The sequence below is a fragment of the Flintibacter sp. SJQ-8 genome, from assembly GCF_054108085.1.
Genome location: NZ_JBPJWR010000017.1, coordinates 112,431 through 129,798, shown reverse-complemented (window position 1 = coordinate 129,798; position 17,368 = coordinate 112,431). Strand labels below are relative to the sequence as shown.

At 63.0% G+C, this 17,368-nt stretch carries 15 protein-coding genes; all 15 read right to left on the bottom strand.

Annotated elements, in window-relative coordinates; translation table 11 throughout:
* Positions 1–210 precede the first annotated feature (210 nt).
* The 15 genes from ACSAMP_RS16365 to ACSAMP_RS16295 all read right to left on the bottom strand — a co-directional run bounded on the left by ACSAMP_RS16365 (position 211) and on the right by ACSAMP_RS16295 (position 17,294).
* Positions 211–1,587 carry an MATE family efflux transporter gene (locus tag ACSAMP_RS16365; RefSeq protein ID WP_457801067.1) on the bottom strand — a complete coding sequence of 459 codons (1,377 nt, stop codon included), beginning with the start codon at positions 1,585–1,587 and terminating at the stop codon, positions 211–213.
* Between the two features lie 179 nt (positions 1,588–1,766).
* A complete protein-coding gene (gene aroQ / locus ACSAMP_RS16360; RefSeq protein ID WP_457801066.1) occupies positions 1,767–2,201 on the bottom strand; it encodes a type II 3-dehydroquinate dehydratase in 435 nt (144 codons plus the stop codon).
* Positions 2,198–3,427 (bottom strand): shikimate kinase, encoded by a 1,230-nt coding sequence (locus ACSAMP_RS16355; RefSeq protein ID WP_457801065.1) that lies wholly within the window; start codon positions 3,425–3,427, stop codon positions 2,198–2,200. The genes aroQ and ACSAMP_RS16355 overlap by 4 nt, the downstream gene beginning before the upstream one ends.
* A complete protein-coding gene (gene pheA, locus ACSAMP_RS16350; protein ID WP_457801064.1) occupies positions 3,427–4,575 on the bottom strand; it encodes a prephenate dehydratase in 1,149 nt (382 codons plus the stop codon). Before pheA ends, ACSAMP_RS16355 begins: the two co-directional genes overlap by 1 nt.
* 52 nt (positions 4,576–4,627) lie before the next feature.
* A complete protein-coding gene (gene aroC, locus ACSAMP_RS16345) occupies positions 4,628–5,722 on the bottom strand; it encodes a chorismate synthase (RefSeq protein WP_457801063.1) in 1,095 nt (364 codons plus the stop codon).
* Positions 5,703–6,941 carry a 3-phosphoshikimate 1-carboxyvinyltransferase gene (gene aroA / locus ACSAMP_RS16340; protein WP_457801062.1) on the bottom strand — a complete coding sequence of 413 codons (1,239 nt, stop codon included), beginning with the start codon at positions 6,939–6,941 and terminating at the stop codon, positions 5,703–5,705. Before aroA ends, aroC begins: the two co-directional genes overlap by 20 nt.
* A complete protein-coding gene (gene aroB, locus ACSAMP_RS16335) occupies positions 6,938–7,996 on the bottom strand; it encodes a 3-dehydroquinate synthase (RefSeq protein ID WP_441796086.1) in 1,059 nt (352 codons plus the stop codon). Before aroB ends, aroA begins: the two co-directional genes overlap by 4 nt.
* A gap of 34 nt (positions 7,997–8,030) precedes the next feature.
* Complete coding sequence (gene aroF / locus ACSAMP_RS16330; protein WP_457801061.1) at positions 8,031–9,053, bottom strand: 3-deoxy-7-phosphoheptulonate synthase; 1,023 nt, start codon at positions 9,051–9,053, stop codon at positions 8,031–8,033.
* 428 nt (positions 9,054–9,481) lie between these two features.
* Positions 9,482–10,642, bottom strand: coding sequence for a sodium ion-translocating decarboxylase subunit beta (locus tag ACSAMP_RS16325; protein ID WP_457801060.1), 1,161 nt, complete (start codon positions 10,640–10,642; stop codon positions 9,482–9,484).
* A 15-nt stretch (positions 10,643–10,657) separates the two neighbouring features.
* Positions 10,658–11,326, bottom strand: coding sequence for an OadG family protein (locus ACSAMP_RS16320; protein ID WP_457801059.1), 669 nt, complete (start codon positions 11,324–11,326; stop codon positions 10,658–10,660).
* A gap of 15 nt (positions 11,327–11,341) precedes the next feature.
* Positions 11,342–11,761 (bottom strand): biotin/lipoyl-containing protein, encoded by a 420-nt coding sequence (locus ACSAMP_RS16315; protein ID WP_457801058.1) that lies wholly within the window; start codon positions 11,759–11,761, stop codon positions 11,342–11,344.
* Between the two features lie 205 nt (positions 11,762–11,966).
* The gene (gene hgdB / locus ACSAMP_RS16310) at positions 11,967–13,103 is read right to left on the bottom strand and encodes a (R)-2-hydroxyglutaryl-CoA dehydratase subunit beta (protein WP_441796091.1); all 1,137 of its coding nucleotides are present in this window, start codon (positions 13,101–13,103) and stop codon (positions 11,967–11,969) included.
* Complete coding sequence (gene hgdA, locus ACSAMP_RS16305) at positions 13,100–14,563, bottom strand: (R)-2-hydroxyglutaryl-CoA dehydratase subunit alpha (RefSeq protein WP_457801057.1); 1,464 nt, start codon at positions 14,561–14,563, stop codon at positions 13,100–13,102. The genes hgdB and hgdA overlap by 4 nt, the downstream gene beginning before the upstream one ends.
* A 49-nt stretch (positions 14,564–14,612) precedes the next feature.
* Positions 14,613–15,410, bottom strand: a complete 798-nt coding sequence (gene hgdC, locus ACSAMP_RS16300; protein ID WP_441796093.1) for a (R)-2-hydroxyglutaryl-CoA dehydratase activase HgdC — start codon at positions 15,408–15,410, stop codon at positions 14,613–14,615.
* Positions 15,411–15,530: 120 nt separating this feature from the next.
* Positions 15,531–17,294, bottom strand: coding sequence for an acyl-CoA carboxylase subunit beta (locus tag ACSAMP_RS16295; RefSeq protein ID WP_441796094.1), 1,764 nt, complete (start codon positions 17,292–17,294; stop codon positions 15,531–15,533).
* Between the last annotated feature and the right edge of the window lie 74 nt (positions 17,295–17,368).

Sequence of the window (17,368 nt, the reverse complement as noted above, 5' to 3'; positions counted from 1 at the left end):
AATGTCCTCCTTTTGCTTTCGATTGCAGTTGGCAGACCGCAATCTTACTTTAGCAAAAGGAGTTTTTTTCGTCTACTCTCCGCTTAAGCTTTTTGGAACCACTCGCCTAGCGAGTGGTTTTCGGGCTACAAAAATGGCGTGACCGCAAAAGTCACGCCATTTTTATTGTCTTCAACCTCAAACGATTGAACCTATTACATCTTACGTCATTTACAGATGGACTGGCAGGGCTTCCCCGTCTTTCAGCCGTCCCAGGGGGCGGTAGAGGGTGAAGTACATGGTGGCGAAGCAGGCCAGGCCGCCGATGAGCTGCGAGGCCGCCTCGGCATAGAACACGCCCATGGTGTCCATCCAGATGGGCAGGATCACGGTGAGGGGGGCGTTGATGATGGCCTTGCGCAGCAGGGAGAAGAACACCGCCTGCTTGGACCGGCCCAGGGCCACGAACACCGACTGCCCCGCCGATTGCAGGGACATGGGGATGAACAGGGCGAAATAGACCCGCAGGGCGGGCACACCGGCGGCGATGACCTCCGGCTCGCTGTTGAACACCCGGATCATCAGCTCAGGCAGGAGCATGGCCGCAGCCCAGAAGGCGGCGGCATAGGCCACCGTCAGCCCGCAGCTGAACCGGATGGACTTGCGCACCCGGCTGTACAGCCCCGCGCCGTAGTTAAAGCCCATCACCGGCTGGGCGCCGTTGCTCAGACCGTGGACAGGCATGAAGAACACCTCCCGCAGGGAGTTGATGATGGTCATCACGCCCACGTACAGGTCCCCGCCATAGCTCTGGAGGGTGGCGTTGCACACGATCTGCACCAGACTGTTGGTCATGTTCATAAAGAAGCCGGACAGGCCAAGGGCCACGATGCGCTTTACCCGCCGGGCCTGGAGGGGCAGACAGCTGAGCTTCAGCGTGAGCAGGGCCCGCCGCCCGGTGAGGAATTTCAGCACCCAGGCCGCCGAGATGGCCTGGGAGATGACGGTGGCCAGGGCCGCCCCCTTCACCCCCATGTTCAGCAGGAAGATGAAGATGGGGTCCAGGACGATGTTCACCGCCGCCCCCAGCACCACCGTCATCATACCCACCGAGCCAAATCCCTGGGCGTTGACGAAGGGGTTCATGCCGAGGCTTATCATCACAAACAGGGTGCCCATGAGATAGATGGTCATGTAGTCATCGGCATAGGGGAAGGTAGCGTCGCTGGCTCCGAACAAATAGAGAATGGGCCGCTTAAAGGCCAGGAAAAAGGCGGTGCAGGCCGCCCCTAAAATGAGCAGCAGGGAGAAGGAGTTGCCCATCACCCGCTCGGCCTCCTCCTGGTCCCCCTGGCCCCGGCAGATGGAGAAGATGGGCCCGCCCCCGGTGCCGCACAGGTTGGCAAAGCCCATGATGATGGACACGATGGGGATGGTCACCCCCAGACCGGTGAGCGCCAGGTGGCTGCTCCCCGGCAGGCGGCCCAGATAGATGCGGTCCACCACGCTGTACAGCACGTTCACCAGCTGGGCCGCCGTCATGGGCAGGGCCAGGGACAAAATATTTTTGGAGATGCTCCCCTTGGAAAAATCGCTTCTGCTGCCCACCCGGGCCGCCTCCTTCGTACAATACTTGAACGCTTGGTTTAGATGGCATCTAGTTTAACACGCATTTTACAAAAAGAAAATGGCGCATTACACGATTTACGCCCCGTTATCGCTTCGTTTTTCCACAAAAAGCAGCAGAGGGTGGAAAATCTCCCGCCCTCTGCTGTGGGTTCTGTATGTTACTTCTGATATTTGTCCACCAGATACCGGATGGCCTCCACATAGCCCTGAAAGCCCAGGCCCATGATGGTCTTCTCGCAGGCCAGGCGGGCATAGGAGATCTGGCGGAAGTCGTCCCGGCTCTTCACGTCGGACAGGTGGACCTCCACCGCAGGCAAAGCCACCGCCTTCAGCGCGTCTAGAATGGCCACGCTGGTGTGGGTATAGGCGGCGGGGTTGATGACGATGGCGTCCTTGGCCCCATAGGCCGCCTGGATCTTGTCCACCAGGTCCCCCTCGTGGTTGGACTGATAGACCTCCACCTCCACGCCAAGTTGTCGGCAGGTGTCCTCCACCAGCTTCACCAGCTGGGGATAGCTCTCTTTGCCATAGATGTTCGGCTCCCGAATGCCCAGCATGTTCAGGTTGGGTCCGTTCAGCACCAGCAGCTTCATAGCTTCAGCCTCCTTATGATCTCGTCCACTGCCCGGTCCACCTGGTCGTTGTCCACCGTCAGGTCGGCGGCCTTTTCGTACAGGGGCAGGCGCTTTTCATACAACTCCTCCAGGGGATTGGCCTGGGACACGGGCCGCCCGTCCAGGGGCAGCTGGTCCAGGGGCCGCCGCAGGAAGATGACGGTGGAGTTCTCCCGCATGGGGGCCCAGTTCTCCCGCCGGGTGACGATGCCGCCCCCGGTGGCGATGACGGTGCCGGAGGCCCGGCCCGCCTGGCACAGGGCCTGGTGTTCCAGGGCGCGGAAGGCCTCCTCCCCCTCCCGGGCGAACAGCTCTGGGATGGGGCAGCCCGCCGCCTGGACCACCAGGGCGTCGGTGTCCACCAGGGTGCGGCCCAGCCGCTGGGCCAGGACCCGGCCCACGGTGGTCTTGCCGCAGCCGGGCATCCCGATCAGCAGCAGGTTCTGGGTCTCCCGCTCCATCTGGGCGGTGATCTCCTCCACCTGGCCGTCGGGGATGGGGGCGTCCAAAAAGCGCTCCGCCGCCGCCTTGGCCTGGGCCACCAGCATCCCCAGGCCGTTGGCCCGGCACAGGCCCCGCTCCTCCGCCTGGAGGAGCAGCCGGGTGCGGGCGGGGTTATAGATGAGGTCAAAGACCCCCTCTAAATTGGGCAGGCGGTCTAAGTCCACCGGCGAGACCTCCGTGTTGGGATACATGCCCACGGGGGTGGCGTTCACCAGGACCTGGGCGGCGGCGTGGCGCTCCAGATTTTCATAGTTGTCCGGGCCGGACCGGGAGATGAACACGATCTCCCCCGCCCCCAGGTCCTCCAGCACCGTCTTCACCGTGGGGGACACGCCGCCGGTGCCCAGGATCAGGGCCTTTTTGCCCCGGATCTGTGCCCCGGCGGACCGGAGCATATAGGCAAAGCCGTCGTAGTCCGTGTTGTGGCCCAAAAGAGTTCCGTCCTTCTGCCGGACGATGGTGTTCACGCTGCCGATGCGCCGGGCCTGGTCGGTGAGGGTCTGACAGAAGGGGATCACCGCCTTTTTATAGGGGATGGTCACGTTCAGCCCCTTAAAAGTCCCGTGGGTGAGGAAGTCAGCCAGCTCCTCCGGCTTCTTTTCCACCAGCCGGTAGTCATATCCGGCCAGCTTCTTGTGAATGGCGGGAGAAAAGCTGTGGCCCAGCTTCTCCCCCAGCAGGCCATATTCCAGATCGCTCATCAGCAGATGACCTCGTGATAGGTGCCCAGATAGCGCAGCTGCTCGCTCTCGGCCTCCAGATCCCGGAACAGCTTCTCCATCTCGGGGGCATAGACCGAAGCCTCCACGTCGAAATAGAACATGAACTCAAACTCCCGGCTGGGCAGGGGGCGGCTCTCCAGCTTCTGCAGGTTGATGTTCAGGGCATAGAACTTGGCCAGCACGTTATACAGGGTGCCGGGCTTGTGGGGCAGGGTCATCATCAGAGAGGTGCGGTCCGCCCCGGGATAGATCTCCGGCTTTTTGGAGATGCAGATGAACCGGGTGTAGTTGTTATCCTGGTCCTGCACGTTGTCCTGGACGATCTCCAGGTCATACTGCTCGGCGCAGAAGCGGGAGGATAGGGCGGCCACGTCGCTGCGGTCCGACTGGGCCACCATGCGGGCGGCCACGGCGGTGTTCTCCACCACGTGGACGGCCACATTCTTCAGCCCAGCCAGATAATCGGCGCACTGGTGGAGGGCCTGCTCGTGGGAATAGACGTCCCGGATGTCCTCCAGCTTGGTGCCGGGTTTGGCCAGCAGGTTGTGGCTCACCTTCAGCCGGGCGGAGCGGACGATGGAGAAGTTGTGGCGGATCATCAGGTCATACACCGCGTTCACCGAACCGGCGGTGCTGTTTTCGATTGGCAGGATGCCATACTGGCACATGCCGCTCTCCACCGCCTTGAACACGTGGTCAAAGCTCTGGAAATACATGATGGAGGGGGCCTTGAACAGGCGGTCACAGGCGATCTGAGAGTAAGCGCCCTCGATGCCCTGGCAGGCCACGGTGGGCCGCTGGGGGAACAGCTGGGGGGTCTCCTCCATGGCCTTTTTGATGCCGTCATAGACCTTGGAGCCCCGGCCCAGCTTGCCGTTCTCATAGGAGCGGCTGGCGGCCATGATGGTGCGGTACATGGACTGGACGTAGTCGGCCAGCTCCTCCCCAGCCTCCTGGCCCACCTTGCTCAGCAGGGCCCGCTCCCGGCTGGTGTCCAGCACGGGCATATTGTTGGCCTTTTTATACTCGGCCACCTGGGCCACCGTCTCCATCCGCCGCTTCATCAGGTCCACGATCTGCCGGTCAATGGCGTCGATGTCCCCCCGAAGCTGCTCTAACTCGCTCATATTGTCTCCTCCTTGTTGTATCTCTCTTTAAATATACAAATTGTTGTCGAATTTACTTTAAAATCGCCGGGGCGTCCAGCAGGGCGTCCAGCAGGACCAGGGCGGCGGCGGCCTCCACCACCGGCACGGCCCGGGGCACGATGCAGGGGTCGTGGCGGCCCACGATGGACAGCTTCTCCTCCGTCCCCCGGCTGAGGGACACGCTGTCCTGCTCCCGGGCGATGGACGGGGTGGGCTTAAAGGCCGCCCGGAAGATGAGGGGCATCCCATTGGTGATGCCGCCCAGAATGCCCCCGGCGTGGTTGCTCCTGGCGGTGACGCGGCCGTCCTTCATGGCGAAGGGGTCGTTGTGCTCCGAGCCCCGCATCCGGGCGGCCCGGAAGCCGGCGCCGAACTCCAGGCCCTTCACCGCGGGTACGCCGAACATGGCATAGGCCAGGCGGCCCTCCATGCCCCCGAACATGGGGTCCCCCAGTCCGGCGGGCAGGCCGGTGGCCATGCACTCCACGATGCCGCCCACCGAGTCCTGCTCCTCCCGGGCCAGCAGAATGACATGGCGCATCTCTTCCCCCGCCTTGGGGTCCAGGGTGGGGAAAGGGGCGGTCTTCAGCTGTTCAAAGGTCTCCCGGCGCTCCCCCATGGGGTCAAAGGGCCGGTCCTCCACCTGGGATACCGCCTGAATGTGGGCGGCGATCTCAATGCCCCGGCGGGCCAGGATCTGAAGGGCGATGCCCCCGGCGATGCACAGGGGGGCGGTCAGCCGCCCGGAGAAGTGCCCTCCCCCCGCCACATCCTGAAAGCCGCCATACCGCACCTGGGCGGTGTAGTCGGCGTGGCCGGGGCGGGGCACATCGTGGAGGGAGGAATAGTCCTTTGACCGGGTGTTGGTGTTCTCGATGACGGCGGCCAGGGGCGCGCCGCAGGTGACATTGTCCACCAGGCCGCACAAAAACCGGGGCTTGTCCGCCTCCTTCCGGGGGGTGGCGGTGGCGTCCCGGCCCGGGGCCCGGCGCTGGAGAAAGCGGTCCAGCTCCTCCAGATCCACCCGCTCCCCGGCGGGCAGGCCGTCCACCGTCACGCCGATGGCCGGGGCGTGGGACTGGCCGAAGATGGACACATGCAGATTTTTACCCAGATATGAGGACATCCAGATCCCCTCCTAACTGACGATAGTCCTCCCAAAAGCCGGGATAGGACTTGTTCACGCACTCCGCCCCCAGCAGCGTTATCGGGCGGCGGCAGGCGCAGGCCGCCACGGCGGCCATCATGGCGATGCGGTGGTCGTTGCAGCAGTCCACTGTCACGCCACCCTCTAATATAGGCAATCCGTGGAAGGTCAGGCTGTCCGGCCCCTCCTCCACCGCCGCCCCCAGGGCCCGCAGGGTCTGGGTCACGGTAGCCAGCCGGTCGCTCTCCTTCAGACGCAGCCGGGCGGCGTTGGTCAGGCGGCACTCCCCCGTCCGCACCGCCGCCATGGCGGCCAGAGGGGGCACCAGATCGGGACACTGGGACACGTCCAATTCCACGTCCCCCGGCCGGGAGAGCTGCTGAGAATAGGGCACCACCCGCATGTCCCCCTGGGCGGAGGACCGGTTCAGGTTCAGAATATCCACCTGACTGCCCAGCAGGTTAGCCCCATACCAGAAGGCGGCCTGGGACCAGTCGGTCTCCACCGCCCCGTCCGTCCCCGCATAGGTCTGGGGGCCGGACAGGCGATAGCCCTTCTCTGTCTCCTGAACGGACACGCCGAACTGGTCCAGCGCCTGGAGGGTCATGGACACATAGTCCCGGCTCTCCAGGGGGGTGGTCAGGGTGACGGCGCTCTCCCCCTCCACCAGGGGCAGGGCATACAGCAGTCCGGTGATGAACTGGCTGGACACGTCCCCGGGCAGGGCGTACTCCCCGGGGGTCAGGCGGCTCCGCACCGTGAGCACCCCGTCCTTCTGCTCATAGAAGATGCCCTTCTGGTCGAACAGGTCAAAATAGGGCTTTTGGGGCCGCTGCATCAGCCGCCCGTGGCCGGTGAACACGCCGCCCCCCGCCGCCGCCAGGGCGATGGGGATGAGAAAGCGCAGGGTGGAGCCGCTCTCCCCGCAGTCAAAGTGGGGCAGCTGGCCGTCCAGCTGCGCCTCTCCCCCAAATCCCTGGACGGTGAGGGTACGGTCCTCCAGGCTCCAATCGGCCCCCAGGGCCTCCATGCAGCCTAACGTCGCCCGGATGTCCTGGGACAGGTCCACGTTCTCCAGGCGGCTCTCTCCCTGGGCCAGGGCGGCGGCGATGATCAGCCGGTGGGCCTGGCTCTTGCTGGGGGGCGGAGTCACGGCCCCGGTCAGCTTGCCGGGCCGGATGACAACGGTGGTGCTCATAGCGGCATCCCCAGCTCCAGCACCCGCCGCAGCTCGTCATAGTTGGTGGGATAGAGGACGCAGTTGCCCAGCACCTCGGGCTGGATCAGGGTGATGGCGTCCCCACGGCGCTTCTTGTCCGCGTGGGCGGCCTCCAGCAGCTCGTCGATGGACTTGTCCGTGGTCTTGGGCAGGTGATACTTGTCCAGCAGGGTCTCCAGCACCGTCCAGCAGGCGGGGGGGCACTTCTTCTGGCGCACGCAGGCCCGGGTCATGATGGCCATGCCCATGGCCACCCCCTCCCCGTGATAGATGGAGTAGCCGCCGCAGCGCTCGATGGCATGGCCGATGGTGTGGCCAAAGTTCAGCACCTGACGCACGGCGTTGTCCTGCTCGTCCTGGGCCACCACGTCCCGCTTGATGGACACGCAGTGGGCGATGACCCACTCGATGTCCGTGCCGGGGGTGTTCTCCAGCAGGAAGTTGATCAGCTCCTGGCTGCGAATCATACCATATTTAATGATCTCCGCCCAGCCCTCGGCCTCCACCTGGGGGGACAGGGTGGCCAGCACATTGGTGTCGCACAGGACCAGATGGGGCTGGGTGAAGGTGCCCACCAGGTTCTTGCCCTCGGGCAGGTCCACGGCGGTCTTGCCGCCCACGGAGGAGTCCACCACCGACAGCAGGGAGGTGGGCAGCTGCACACAGGGGATGCCCCGCAGATACAGGGATGCCGCCAGCCCCGCCATGTCCCCGGTGACGCCGCCGCCCAGGGCGAACACCCCGTCGGACCGGGTCATGCCCTTCTGGGCCAGACAGGTCAGCAGCTGGACCAGGGTGTCGGTGTTCTTGGACTGCTCCCCGGCGGGGAATATGAAGTGGTCCACCTGAAAGCCCGCGTCCTCCAGACTGGCCTGGACCATGGACCCGTAGAGGGGCCACACGTTGCTGTCAGAGACGATCATGGCGTGCCGCCCCTTGATGAGGGGGGCGGACAGCTCGCCGGTGCGGGTCAACAGACCGGAGCCGATGCGGACCTCGTAGTCCCGGGATGCGTGTACAGAAATGGTCTCCATGGAAAAAAGCGCCTACCTTTCTAAATTCCGCTGCTTACTGCTCGTCCAGTCCGGCCACGGTGTCCCGGATGGCGTTCACCGCCTTGGCCACCTCCACAAACTGCTCCGGCCGCAGGGACTGGGCGCCGTCACACAGGGCGTGGGGCGGATCGTTGTGGACCTCGATGATCAGGCCGTCGGCCCCGCAGGCGGCGGCGGCCATGGCCATGGGCTTGACATAGCGGGCCACGCCGGTGGCGTGGCTGGGGTCCACGATGACAGGCAGATGGGTCATCTCGTGGAGGGCGGCCACGGCGGACAGGTCCAGGGTGTTCCGGGTGGCCGTCTCAAAGGTGCGGATGCCCCGCTCGCACAGGATTACATTCTCGTTGCCCCCGGCCATGATATACTCAGCACTCATCAGCAGCTCCTGCAGGGTATTGGCCAGGCCCCGCTTGAGGAGGATGGGCTTGCGGGTGTGACCCAGCTCCTTCAGCAATTCAAAGTTCTGCATGTTCCGGGCGCCCACCTGGATCACATCCACGTCCTCGAACAGGGGCAGGTGGTTGGCGTTCATGATCTCGGTGACGATGGGCAGGCCGGTGGCCTGTTTGGCCTTCACCAACAGCTCGATGCCGTCGGCCTTCAGACCCTGGAAGGCGTAGGGGGAGGTGCGGGGCTTGAATGCGCCGCCCCGGAGCATGGTGGCTCCGGCGGCCTTCACGCTCTGAGCCACAGAGATGATCTGCTCCTCGCTCTCCACGGAACAGGGGCCGGCGATCATGGCGAAGTGGCCCCCGCCCACCAGGCGCTTGTCCGCGCCCACCTGAATGACGGAGTCCTGGGGGTGAAACTTGCGGTTGGCATTTTTATAGGGCTCAGACACCCGCTTCACATTCTCCACGATATCCAGTCCACGGATGAGGTCGCTGTCCAGCTTGCTGGTGTCGCCGATGACGCCGATGATGGTGGAGTAGTCGCCGGTGGACAGGTGGGTGCGCAGATTCTGGCTCTCGATCCAGTGGATCAGATCGTTTACCCGCTCTTGCTTGACTTCCGGTTTGACAATGATGATCATAACAGTTCGTTCCTTTCTTGTGCGCTGTGCGGCGCTTCCCCCAGGCCCGAAAAAAAGCCTGCGGTGAAGTGTTTTTCACCGCAGGCCCTGTAACGTCCTTTGATTTCTTACGCAAAGGTGGTCACGCCATTGTTTGCAGCAAAAAGCACTTTTACTTTGTCGGTCCAAAAGCCGTAAAAGTAAAAGTAGCCAAAAAAGAAAGCGGCAAACAGATTCAGCATGACGGTTCTCCTTTCCGCAGATCTCAGAAATTCTGTGGGTATCATAGCACCGGGACTTTGCTCTGTCAATAGGTTTTTTTCTTGTTTGTGAACTTTTTTATCCCGGCGTTCTCCCCCCCGCCTGCGCGGCAGCCGGGAAAGACGCAAAAAAGCGCACCGGCGAAAACTCGTCGATGCGCTTTTGTTGGCATAGGATCGTAAGTTCGATCAGCCGCCGAACACCTTGATCATGAAGCCAGCGGCAACAGCGGAGCCGATAACACCGGCCACGTTGGGACCCATGGCGTGCATGAGCAGGAAGTTGGAGGGGTTCTCCTTCTGACCGACGCTCTGGGCCACACGGGCGGCCATAGGCACGGCGGACACGCCGGCAGAGCCGATCAGGGGGTTGATCTTGCCCTTGGTCACGATATACATGATATCGCCGAAGAGCAGACCACCGGCGGTGGACAGCATGAAGGCGCACAGACCCAGGACGATGATGGACAGGGTCTGACCGGTCAGGAAGGTGCTGGCAGTGGCCTTAAAGCCCACGGACAGGCCCAGGGGGATGGTGACGATGTTCATCAGACCGTTCTGGGCGATGTCGGACAGACGCTCGGTCACGCCGCACTCACGGAACAGGTTGCCCAGCATCAGCATACCCAGCAGGGGGGCGGTGTCGGGGATCAGCAGGACCACGAAAATGGTCACGGCGATGGGGAAGATGATCTTCTCCGTCTTGGACACGGTGCGCAGCTGGGTCATCTTGACCTTGCGCATCTCCTTGGTGGTCAGGGCCTTCATCAGAGGAGGCTGGATCATGGGGATCAGAGCCATGTAGGAGTAAGCCGCGATGGCGATGGCGGGCAGCAGCTCAACAGCCAGCTTAGACGAAGTCAGGATGGCGGTGGGGCCGTCAGCGCCGCCGATGACGCCGATGGCAGCGGCCTGCGCAGGGGTAAAGCCCAGGCACAGCACGGCCAGCAGGAAAGCGGTGAAGATGCCCAGCTGAGCGGCAGCGCCCAGCAGCAGGGAGATGGGGTTGGCCAGCAGAGGACCAAAGTCGGTCATGGCGCCGATGCCCATAAAGATAATGGACGGATAAATGGCGTATTGGACGCCCTGATAGAGCACCCACATGAAACCGACGGTGCCGCTGTGGGTGGCCGCGTCGTACACAGGCTCGTTAAACAGGCCGGTGACGGGCAGGTTGGCCAGCAGCATACCAAAGGCGATGGGGACCAGCAGCAGGGGCTCGAAGCCCTTGCCGATGCCCATGTACAGCAGAAGGCAGGCGATCAGCAGCATGATAACGGTGCGCCAATCCAGAGCGGCAAAGCCGGAACCCTGCATAATTTTAGTTAAAACTTCAACCAGAAAATTCATACTTTACCCCTCCTTTCAACCCAGAGTGACCAGCAGGTCATCGGTGTTGACAGCGGTGCCCACCACGGCGGACACGGACTTGACGGTGCCATCCACAGGCGCGGAGACCTCGATCTCCATCTTCATGGCCTCCAGGACCACCAGGGTGTCGCCGGCCTTGACGGTGTCGCCGACCTTGCACTCCACCTTGAAGATGTTGCCGGGCATGGGGCTGTTCACGGCAGTCTCACCGGCGGCCACAGCTGCGGGAGCAGCGGCGGGGGCGGGAGCCGCAGCGGGAGCAGCAGGGGCAGGGGCCGCCACAGGGGCGGGAGCCGCAGCGGGAGCAGCCACAGGGGCGGCGGGGGCGGCGGCAATGTTGGTGATCTGGAAGGAGCCCATGGGCATGCCGGACTCCTCGGCCACGGCGGCCATCATCACGGCCACCAGCTCACCCTCGTCCACGGCGGGCGCCGCAGGGGCGGCAGCCGGTTTGGGGGCGGCAGCGGCCTTCTTGGCGGGGGCGGGGGCAGCCTTGCCCTTGCCCTCCATAGAACCCACGACCTTGGAGATGACCATGATGACCACGGCCAGGATGGCCAGCATCATGAACACCACCAGCAGGCCGCAGACGGCGACCATCAGGGCGTCGCCCACGGAGAGCGAGGTATTGGGGTTCAGAATTGCTTTTTCAACACTAGGCATAGACTATGCTCCCCCTTAACCCAGGGTGACCAGCAGGTCGTCGGTGTTGACAGTGGTGCCAACCACAGCGGAGATGGCCTTCACGGTGCCGTCCACGGGAGCGGAGACCTCGATCTCCATCTTCATGGCCTCCAGCACCACCAGGGTGTCGCCAGCCTTCACGGCGTCGCCCACCTTGCACTCGACCTTGAAGACGTTGCCGGGCATGGGGCTGTTCACGGCAGTCTCACCGGCGGCCACAGCGGCCTTGGGGGCAGCGGGAGCAGCGGCGGGGGCGGGAGCGGCGGCAGGAGCGGGGGCGGCGGCGGGGGCAGGAGCGGCCACGGGAGCGGCAGCCACGGGGGCGGCGGCCACAGGAGCGGCAGCGGGGGCGGCGCCGGTCTTTTCCACAGTCACGCTGTAAACCTTGCCATTGACGGTAACATTGTAGTTCATAGCTTGTTTTCCCCTTTACATTTATTGATCTGACACGTCGTTTTGGGCCTGACATCCACGTCCGGCCCGTTTTTGCTTCGGACCGCATTTCTCCCGCACTGGTGTGTGCGGGAGAAATGGCTCCGAATACGAGAAATTATAACATTTTTGCCTGACGGGTGTCAAGCGGTTCGCCGCTGCTTCCAGTTACTTCTTAACGAAAGTCTTACAGCACGTCGGCGAAAGCCTGGATGGCGGTGCTGGCCTGGCCGAAGTCCCGCATCTGCTGGTCCACGCCCAGCTTGATGTGGGGGATGTCGGCGGCGTCCAGAGCCTTCTTCAGATAGGGATACTCCATCTCCTCGGGGTCGCAGAACTGCTGCATAAACAGCACCAGACCCTGCGCGCCGCTGTCCTTGACCAGCTTGGCCACGAACTCGCCGCGGCGGTTCTGGTTGGACTCCTCATCATACAGCAGGTCGTCGTAATCCTGATCGGCAAACTGCTGGGCCAGAGCCATCATGGGGTCGCCCTCCTCGCTGGCGTCCACGCGGAAGGAGCGGCTCTCCTGGGCCACGTCGTCGGCGGCGATGGCGATCTTGTTGTCGTCGAAGATCTGCAGCAGCTTGGGGTTGTCGCAGATGATGCCGGAGGTGACGATCTTCTTGCCGGTCCAGTTGGCGGCGGGCAGCTTGGCCAGCTCGGCATTCAGGGCCTCCAGCTTCTCGGCGAAGACGGCGGGCTCCATGAACCAGGCGGCGCGCAGCACGGCGGAGCGCTTCACGGCGGTGATGACATCACAGTGCTCGCTGGCCAGCTTGACAAACTCACGGCGGGCGGCGCGGCTGCGGTTCATGACCTTGATGGCCTGGCGCAGGGCGTCGTCGGTGATGGCGGCGCCGGAGATCTTCTCCAGCTCCTTCTTCACGTGCATATACTGGTCAACAGTGAACTGCAGGCCGAAGGAGGGGCGGCGATACTGGGGGTGAGCCAGGAAGATGCAGGGCAGCTTGCCCTCCATGGCCACGCGGAAGTTCTGGCTCATGGGGCGCAGGGTGTCGCAGATGGTGGGGGTGATGATGCCGTCCAACTGATCCATGGTGCCGTCCAGCAGCATCTCCAGCGCCAGCTGGGCGATGGTGCAATAGAAGGTGGCGCAATACTCCTTGGCCTGGGAGATGGTCTTCTTGTTGCTGCCCCAGATGCCCATGGGGACCATACCGGCAGCCACGACCAGCTCCACGGGAGCAAAGTAGGGCAGGATACCGATGACCTTCTTGCCCTCGTTCTTATAAGCGGTCAGCACGCGGTGGGGGTGCTCAGCCACCTCCGCAAACTCTTTCAGCATAACCTCGGTGCTCATTTCTCAGCGCCCTCCTTCGCAGCTTTGTTAGCCTCCATGGCCTCGACCAGGCCCTGGACGCGGGTCTCATACTGGGCCTCGTTGAAGTTTCTGGGATCGGCCTGGTCGCCGTCGAAGCCGGCACAGGGCACGCCCAGGTCCTTGGTGAAGCGGCGCTGCATCTCGGCCATATAGCCGGACCAGGGCTTACAGGAACGGTTGTAGTGGACCAGCACGCCGTCCACCTTGTTGTTCCGGCAGATGCCCTCACGCCAATCCACGCCCTGCTCGATACACACGGAGTTGGGGGCCTTGTAATAGGCGCGGGCCATCTCGTCGATGTTGTTGTACACGAAGCCGAAGGCGGGGGCGTACACCACGGCGGTGACGTTGACGCCGTTGGCCTTCAGGGGCTTGAACAGGTTGGGCAGCTTGGGCCAGCAGGGGATGCCCTCGAACATGACGCGGTACTGCTCGGGGAAGGGAGTGGTGGACTTGCCTTCCTTCACGGCAGCCTCCAGGTCCTTGTCCAGCAGCTCGAAAGCCTCGGCAGCCTGGACCTTGCCGCGGGCGGTGACCACGTCGGCCATGTGGTTGAACAGGTCAAAGCCGCTGTAGGGGGCGGGCTTGTACTGGAGGTAATCGCACACCTTCAGCCAGGCCTTGGCGGTGCGGTTGGCGTGGGCACAGGCGTCCTCGAACTTCTTCTGGTCGAACTTCTTGCCGGTCAGCTTCTCCAGCTGGTGGATGGCGTTGTCGAACTGAGCGCGGACATAGGCCACGTTGGTGTCGGCCACATCGACGGTGTTGTTATAGGGGATGTCGATCATGATCAGGGGGATGTTGCACATACGGGCGATGTTCTCATACCACTTGGTCATGCAGTTGCAGATGTTGTTGCAGCACAGCACGAAGTCGGGCTGGGGGATGCGCATCTGCTTATAGGGCTTGATGGCCTCACGGCGGAAGTTCTTATAGGCGATCTCCTTCTCGGTGGTCTCGGGCAGAGCCTCGATCTCGTGGATATCGTCCAGAACGGTGTAAGGCTGCATGGTCTTGGGGTCCTTCTTGGGCTTGCCGGTCTCGGGGTCGATGATGACCTTGCCGTTCTCGTCCTTCATGGGCTTGCCGCTCTTGGGGTCGATGATGAACTCCAGGGTCTCGGGGTCGAACTTGCGGGCGGCACGCTTGCCGGCGGCATAGGCCAGGCTGATGCGGGCGTAGCCGCAGATGTCGTTGTCAAAGCCCAGCTCCTCGGCGGCCTTGCACATGATCTCGCCGTCACGCTGAGCGGCGATACCGGCGGCCTGGTTCTCGGGGTACATGACGTTCAGGTCGAAAGCCTCGGCCAGCTCACAGGGGAACTTGGAGCTGGACCAGCCCACCAGCTTGCCCTCGGCCTTGGCCTTGCGGGCGTCGGCATAGACGTCATCGACGACCTTGCGCAGCGCCAGGACGCCGGGACTGACTGTTTTAGCCATAGTAAATTTCCTCCCTACTTATTCTAAGAAAAACTTGCGTCGGGCCTTTTCAGGCCTTCTGCGCCTTTTGGTACTTTTGATAAGCGAACAGAGCGGCGCCCAGCGCGCCGTTATACTGGGTCAGGGGCGAGATGTGGACCTCGTGTCCCAAAGACTCCTCCAGGGCCTTGACCACGCCGGAGTTCTGGGCCACGCCGCCGGTCATCACCACCTGGTCCCGAATGCCCACCCGGTGGGCCAGCCCGGTGACACGGGCGGCCACGGAGTGGTGGATACCGTTGATGATATCCCGCTTATCCGTGCCCATGGACAGCTGGCTGATGACCTCGCTCTCGGCGAACACGGTGCAGGTGGAGCTGATCTCCACCGTCTTGGTGGACTGGGCGCCCAGGGTGCCCAGGTCCTCCACCTTCACCTCCAGCACCCGGGCCATCACGTCCAGGAAGCGGCCGGTTCCGGCGGCGCACTTGTCGTTCATCACAAAGTTGGTCATCACACCGTTTTCCACCTGCAGGATCTTCACATCCTGGCCGCCGATGTCGATGACCGTGTGGACCTGGGGGAACAGGAACGTCGCGCCCTTGGCGTGGCAGCTCAGCTCGCTCATCTGCGTGTCTGCGATGCCCTCCAGAGAGTTGCGCCCGTAGCCGGTGGCCAGCACAAAGGCCATCTCTTCCTTGGTCTTTCCAGCCTGCTCCAGCACCTCGCTGATGGCCCGCTGGGGGCCGCTGGTGCCGGCGCCCACAGAGATCAGGGACTTTGCCACGATCTCCTTGCCGTCGGCCAGCATGATGCACTTGGAAGCCGTGGAACCGATGTCAATTCCTAAGGTATAGATATGATCCATGGTAACGCTCCAAATATTCAAAATTTCGTCCGCTGGAGAACATACAGGCCATTTCTCCGGCATTCGTGGGTGCTCCGGGGTCTTTTCTCAAGACCCCGGAGCCGGGAACTGCCCGAAAAATCACTTCTTCAGGGAGTCGTAATCCTTGATGGTTCTGGGCAGCAGCATCTGGTGGAAGGGGCAGATGGACTCGGGGTTCTGATAGCAGGAGTCGGTGAAGGCCACCAGATAGTTGCGCATCATGGGCAGATCCACGATCTCGTCCACCAGGCCGGCCTGAGCACAGAACAGAGGCTTGGACTTGCGGTCGTAATCGTCGATCATCTCGTTCATCTTGTCGATGGTGGGCTGCAGATCCTTGCCCGCCTTCTGATCCTTGGCCAGACGGCCGGTGTACATGGCGTTGGCAGCGGTCTTGCCGTTCATAACGTTGATCTCGGTGGCAGCGGTGCCCAGAGAGAAGGCGTTGTTGTCGTTGCCCTGAGGGCCGCCCAGCACGTAGTGAGCGGCGGCGGTGCCGCGGCGCAGAGTGATCTCCATCATGGGCAGCTTGCTGCTCTGGATGGAATAGATCAGGGACTGGCCCAGGCCCAGCAGCTCGGCGACCTCGGCGTCATCGCCCACGTCGATGCCGGTGGTATCCTGGATCCAGATCATGGGCAGGCGGTCACGGGCGCACAGGGTGACGAACTCGTTCATCTTGATCAGGCCCTGGCGATACAGCTTGCCGCCCACGCCCATGGACTGGCCGTACTTGGCGACTTTGTACTCGGGGTAGTTGGGGATGATGCCCTGGTTGTTGGCGACCACGCCTACCAGCAGGCCGTCCACCTTGGCGATGCCGGTGATCATCTCGGGACCATAGCCCTTCTTATACTCCATGAACTGGCTGCCGTCGAACAGGCGGGCAATGACGGAGTACATGTCATAGGCGCGGTTCTTGTTGTTCAGCACCAGGTCATACAGCTCCACGTCAGAAGCGGCGGGAGACTGGGGAGCGTCCACGCGGAAGAACTCCAGGTCATAGCTGGGCAGCATGTCCACATACTTCTTGATGGTGGCGATGACGCCCTCCTGGGTGGGGCACACCTCGCGGAAGAAGCCGGTCTGACCATAGTGGACGGACACAGATCCGGGAGGATCGGCACGCAGGCCCTTGGTGGCCTCGATCTGGGCCAGAGCGGCCTCCATGTCAACGTGGGGCTTGGGGTTCATGCCGCCCACGATACCGGCGCCGCCCACGGCCATGTTGGCCTTCTCGTGGGCGATCAGCACGGTGGGAGAAATGGAGTGATAGCCGCCGCCGGCGGGGTTGGTGCCGTGGATGCCCACGATGACGGGCACGCCCATCTGGTTCAGCTCGGAGTTGCGATAGAAGGGGGTGCCGCCGCCGCGACGGTTGGGGTACACCTTCTCCTGCTGGTCCAGCTCAACGCCGGCGCACTCCAGCAGATAGATCAGGGGGATGCGCAGCCGCTTGGCGGTGTCGCTGCCCCGCAGCAGGTTGTCGGCCTGGCCGGGGACCCAGGTACCGGCGTGCTTCTTGTTATCGGAAGCGATGATGCAGCACCACTTGCCGTTGACGCGGCCCAGGCCCTTCACGATGGAGGTGGAGCCGGTCTTGTTCTCCTGGGGGTTATACAGGCTGTTCAGGGGGCACCAGGTGCCAGCGTCCACCAGGAGGGAGACGCGCTGCATAGCGGTGAGCTGGCCCTTGGCGTTCATGGCCTCGTCGGGCTTGCCGGCCTCCAGGGCCTTCACCACGTGGGCGTGGATGTCGTCCTCGATGGCGCGCAGCTCGGTGGCGTTCTCGGCGTTGGCCTTAACGGGCTTGCCGACCACGGGCATGTTCTGGAAATAGCGGGGCATAGAATAATTACCCATGTTAATTCCTCCTTAATATTGTTCTGGCGGGCGGCCCCCGAAAAGCGGGGGCCGCGGCGGGAGCGTCAGATATC